The sequence below is a fragment of the Deinococcus sp. genome, assembly GCF_030523985.1.
In the GTDB taxonomy this organism is placed as follows: domain Bacteria; phylum Deinococcota; class Deinococci; order Deinococcales; family Deinococcaceae; genus Deinococcus.
This window is the reverse complement of record NZ_JAUNHK010000151.1, coordinates 1-4,357: the sequence shown is the minus strand read 5'-3', so window position 1 is coordinate 4,357 and position 4,357 is coordinate 1. Positions and strand designations below refer to the sequence as shown.

Here is a 4,357-nt window from a genome sequence, read left to right as displayed (position 1 = left end):
GAACGTCTGCCAGAGCGCCCAGAAACTTGCCTGTCGGCGTGCGTGAGGCCGCCACAATGACTGCTTTCGACATAGGAGAAGTTTAGCCGAACACTTGTTAGGCCGTGGCTTTATCCGGCGAAGCGAGTGACGGAATTGTGCAACTTTGTTCTCTAATTTTGGCTTTATGGACACTGTGTTGCTTATCGTTGGTATTTCGGCCTTTCTGCTGCTGGTCATGCTGTTGACCCGCCCCAGAGAAAAGTCGCCACAGAGCCAGAACACGCAGAAGGTGCGTTGGCTTGACCCGGCAGTGCAGGTCACCTTCGACCGTCAGGCAGGCCGCGCGGCGAGCGTGCCGACGGGGAAGGACGCGATGTGGGAGCGGAAGGTTCTTTCACAACTTCGGGGCGACCGTGCTGCGATGGAGCGTCTCGTGGCGGGGCAGGCAAAGCGTTTTCCGCGTGCTGGTCGGGCGGAACTGCTGGAAAGGGTCTACGACGATTATGTACGTGACCAGCGCTAGGGGCCGCTAGAATCGCCCTGATGCGTTTGCTCCCTTCCCTCCTTTTGCTGCTGCTGGGCCTGCTGCTCTCGGCACTGACCCTGGGCATTTTTGCCGTGCTGGGCGGCAGTGGCCCACTGTGGCTGCGTTCGCTGGGCAGCGTCGCGCTGGGCGGCCCCGGCCCCAACGGGTTTGTGCGCGGGCTGCTGCTTTTGCTGCTGGCAAGCGCGGCACTGGCGCTGGCAACGCTGCGGCGTCCTATGCCCCGTCCGGTGCTGGACGCTGCGCCGCCGCAGGGCTAATACCCATTCCGATTGAATTCCACATAATGTGGGATGAAATCCGACTGGAAGGAGTAGGGACAGACACGGATTTCGGGAAATGGACCCATATCCGGTGCCCTGCCGGATATGGGGGAATTGGACGGAATCCGTCTAAGCTGGCGGCGCGGCCACTTTCGCCTATCCTGACCGCATGACCCCGCTGCTGATTCAGGATGTCCTCAAAGCCCTGCCGCACCGTTTCCCCTTCATCCTCGTTGACCGCGTGCTGAGCGTGGAGAACGGCGAAGTCCACGCCATCAAGAACGTGACCATCGGAGAGCCGTTTTTCGTGGGCCACTTTCCCACCGAACCCGTGATGCCCGGTGTCCTGATTACCGAGGCACTGGCACAGGCGAGCATGTTCTGCCTGCACGGACAGATGGAACCGGGGCAGATCGGCTATCTGGCGGGCATCGAGGGCGCACGTTTCAAGCGCAAGGTGATTCCTGGCGACCAACTGCACCTGCACGCCAAACTGGAATTTCTGCGCCGTGGCCTGGGCAAGACCACTTGCCGCGCCGAGGTGGACGGCGAGGTGGCGGCGGAAATGCAGATTCTGTTTGCGGTGGCGAAGTAAGACCAGCTGCCGAAAAAGCAGGGGCGGCTGGTCGTGGAAACGTCAAACGTGAAAACGTCTCGATGCCTGTCCTGCATGTGATCCTTCGCGTTTAAGCGTCCAGCGTTCAGCGGTCAAAAGAAATCTTCCTCAGACCCTTAGACCCCTAGACCTTTAGACTTCCCTGGTGTTTTTCCCCTTCGCCTGCTCTGGACAGCCCACCCTATGACCCGCCTGACCCGCGCCGTGACCCGTGAACTGCTGCCGCCGCTGCTGGCAGGGACGCTGCTGTTTACCGCCATTCTTAGCTTCGGGTACTTTTTCGTGTCGAGTCAGTGGCTCAGCGGCGTGCCCGTGGGCCTGATTGCCCGCTGGATTGGCTACCAGTTGCCCGATACCCTGGTCAAGGTGCTGCCGATGGCGGTGGTGCTGATGACGGTGGTGGCCTTCGGGCGCATGAACACCGAGCGCGAACTGGTGGCGGTGCAGGCGGGCGGCATCGGCCTGGGGCGCGTGACCCGTCCGGCGGCGGTCATCGGGCTGCTGGTCACGGCACTGAGCATCTGGCTGAGTCTGTGGGTCGCGCCGCGGGCCAACGTGGAAACGCGGGGGCTGTACTGGGACGCCTTGACGGGCGCGGGCCTCTCGCAACTCGTCGGCAAGACGGTGGATTTGGGCCAGGGGCTTACGCTGTCCATGCAGGGCTACGACACCGAAACCCGCCAGATGCGGGGCGTGCGGGTCGAGCAGTGGGAGAAGGACAATTTTCGTCAGGGCATGATCGTGCTGGCGGACGCGGGCAAATTCGAGAACAACCAGTTGGCGCTGACGGGCTATCAGGTCTACAAGGTGGACTATGCCGCCGCCGCCGCGCTGGCTCAGGTTCCTGAAAATGACCCCGCCGCCTTCCGCGAGGCCGTGCAGAACGTGTTTCCTCTGGTGCAGACCGCCCCCGACGCCACCTCGCCCCTCAATCTGGACACGGGCCTGAGCCGCAAGCAGACATTGGCGCAGTACGCCGACGCAATCGGAGCCGACGCGGAAGGCTGGCCCGAACTGATAACCAAGCTGACCGCCCCCGATGTTCCCGCCGCCGAGCGTCAAGCGGCGCGGGTCAACCTCAACCGCAAGCTGGCGCTCCCCTTCGCCAATCTGGTGCTGGTGCTGGCGGCGCTGCCCTTCGCCCTGCGCTTCGGGCGCACGCTGGGGGTCAGTCTGGGCGTGGCGCTGCTGATTGCCGTCGCTTATTACCTCCTCTTCAGCGTGGGCCTGACGTTGGCGGGGCTGCTACCCGGGCTGCCCGAACTGGGCGTGTGGCTCGCCAACATCGTCTTTGCGCTGGGGGGCTTATGGCTGCTGCGCCGGGCGTAGGCGGGCCGGGGTGCACAGTCCGCGCCCTGTTCATGTCGGTGTCGCTGGGGGCAGGGCACGACCAGGCGCAGCGGGCGGTCAAGGAAGCTTTCGCCCGGCGCGGCGTGAACCTGCTGGCCGAGGAACACGATTCGGTGGAGTACCTGAGCGCCTTCGAGCGCAGCTTCACCGTGGACCTCTACGAATTCGAGCTGAAGTACGCCCCCTGGCTGTACCGGGGCTTCTACTGGTTCACCGACCAGGACCGCCCCTGGAATTTCATCAGCCGCATGTTCACCTGGCTGGGCATGGGCGCGTTCGAGGACGACCTGCGAACCCAGGCCCCCGAGGTCGTCGTCAACACCTACTGGGCCCCCGCCGCCGTGTGCGACACCTTGCGCGGCAGAACCGGGCAGCACTTTCTGAACGCTCTCATCGTCACCGATTACCGGGCGCACCTGCACTGGGCGCGGCGTGACACCGACCTGCTGATGGTCGCCTCGGAAGAAACGCGGGCGCAGATGCTGGAGCGCGGCGTTCCGGCAGACAGGGTCGAAGTGACCGGGATTCCCATTTCCCCGGCCTTCCGCGAGGTGCTGAACCTCGACCGCGAGGCGCTGCGCCGCGAACTCGCCGCCGAACTGGGCCTGCGCCCCGACCTGCCGCTGCTGCTGATTTCGGGCGGGGGGCGCGGGCATTACCAGCCAGGGGAGGTGCTGCGCGAACTCGGCAACCTGGGCCGCGCCGTGCAGGTGCTCGTGCCCGCTTCCCGCGAGGGCGAGGGACTGGAGCAGATGGGGGGAGCCACCGTGCGCCACCTCGGCTTTCGGCGCGATTTTCCCCGGCTGCTCGCCGCATCCGACCTGGTGGTGGGCAAGGCAGGCGGTCTGACGGTGGCCGAGGCGACGGCGCTCGGCGTGCCGCTGGTCGTCTACCGCCCCATTCCTGGGCAGGAGGAATACAACGCCGATTTTCTTGAACGGCACGGGGCGGGGCTGTGGGCCAGAAAGCGGCACGACATCCGGCCTCTGGTGCTGCGTGCCCTCGATCCTGGCGAACACGCCCGCCTGAGCGCCGGAGCGCGGGCGGTGGGCCTGCCCGACGCCGCCGACCGGGTGGCGGGGGCGATTCTGGAACGGCTGGAGGGGCAACCATGAAACGCGGTCTGAAACGCGGCGTGCTGGGCGCACTGGCCCTCTACATCGGCCTGCCTTATCTCCTGGTGCAGGTCGGCAATCTGGGACTGGTGCACGAGGGCAAACGGGCGCGGCGCGAGGTGGCGCTCACGTTCGACGACGGCCCTGACCCCACCACCACGCCCGCCGTGCTGGACGCCTTGCGGGAGGCGGGAATGCAGGCCACCTTCTTCGTCATCGCGGGGCAGGCGCGGGCGTATCCCGACCTGATAGGGCGAATGCTGGCGGAAGGCCATCAGGTGGAGGCCCACGCCGAAAAACACGTCCACGCCTGGATTCGCACGCCCTGGGGCGCGGCCCTCGACCCTCTGCGGGCGGTGCGCGGGGTGGAAGCCGTGACAGGCCAGCGGGTCAAGTTTCACCGCCCACCGCACGGGGCCTACACCCTGGCGACGCTGCTGGGGCAACGGCTGGCGGGGGTGCGCGGTGCCCACTGGAGCATGGAGGG

The 4,357-nt window shown here is 65.7% G+C and carries 6 protein-coding genes; all 6 read left to right on the top strand.

Features of this window, described 5'->3' with window-relative positions:
• Positions 1-166 precede the first annotated feature (166 nt).
• Positions 167-505, top strand: a complete 339-nt coding sequence (locus Q4C89_RS14065) for a hypothetical protein (RefSeq protein WP_303103252.1) — start codon at positions 167-169, stop codon at positions 503-505.
• Between the two features lie 20 nt (positions 506-525).
• Positions 526-786, top strand: a complete 261-nt coding sequence (locus Q4C89_RS14060) for a hypothetical protein (protein WP_303103251.1) — start codon at positions 526-528, stop codon at positions 784-786.
• Positions 787-958: 172 nt separating this feature from the next.
• Positions 959-1,384 (top strand): 3-hydroxyacyl-ACP dehydratase FabZ, encoded by a 426-nt coding sequence (gene fabZ / locus Q4C89_RS14055; protein WP_303103250.1) that lies wholly within the window; start codon positions 959-961, stop codon positions 1,382-1,384.
• A gap of 204 nt (positions 1,385-1,588) precedes the next feature.
• A complete protein-coding gene (locus Q4C89_RS14050; RefSeq protein ID WP_303103249.1) occupies positions 1,589-2,734 on the top strand; it encodes an LptF/LptG family permease in 1,146 nt (381 codons plus the stop codon).
• A complete protein-coding gene (locus Q4C89_RS14045; RefSeq protein WP_303103248.1) occupies positions 2,713-3,870 on the top strand; it encodes a glycosyltransferase in 1,158 nt (385 codons plus the stop codon). The genes Q4C89_RS14050 and Q4C89_RS14045 overlap by 22 nt, the downstream gene beginning before the upstream one ends.
• Positions 3,867-4,357 (top strand): polysaccharide deacetylase family protein (locus Q4C89_RS14040; RefSeq protein ID WP_303103247.1); only part of this gene is annotated, 491 nt, incomplete at its 3' end. The genes Q4C89_RS14045 and Q4C89_RS14040, both read left to right, overlap by 4 nt.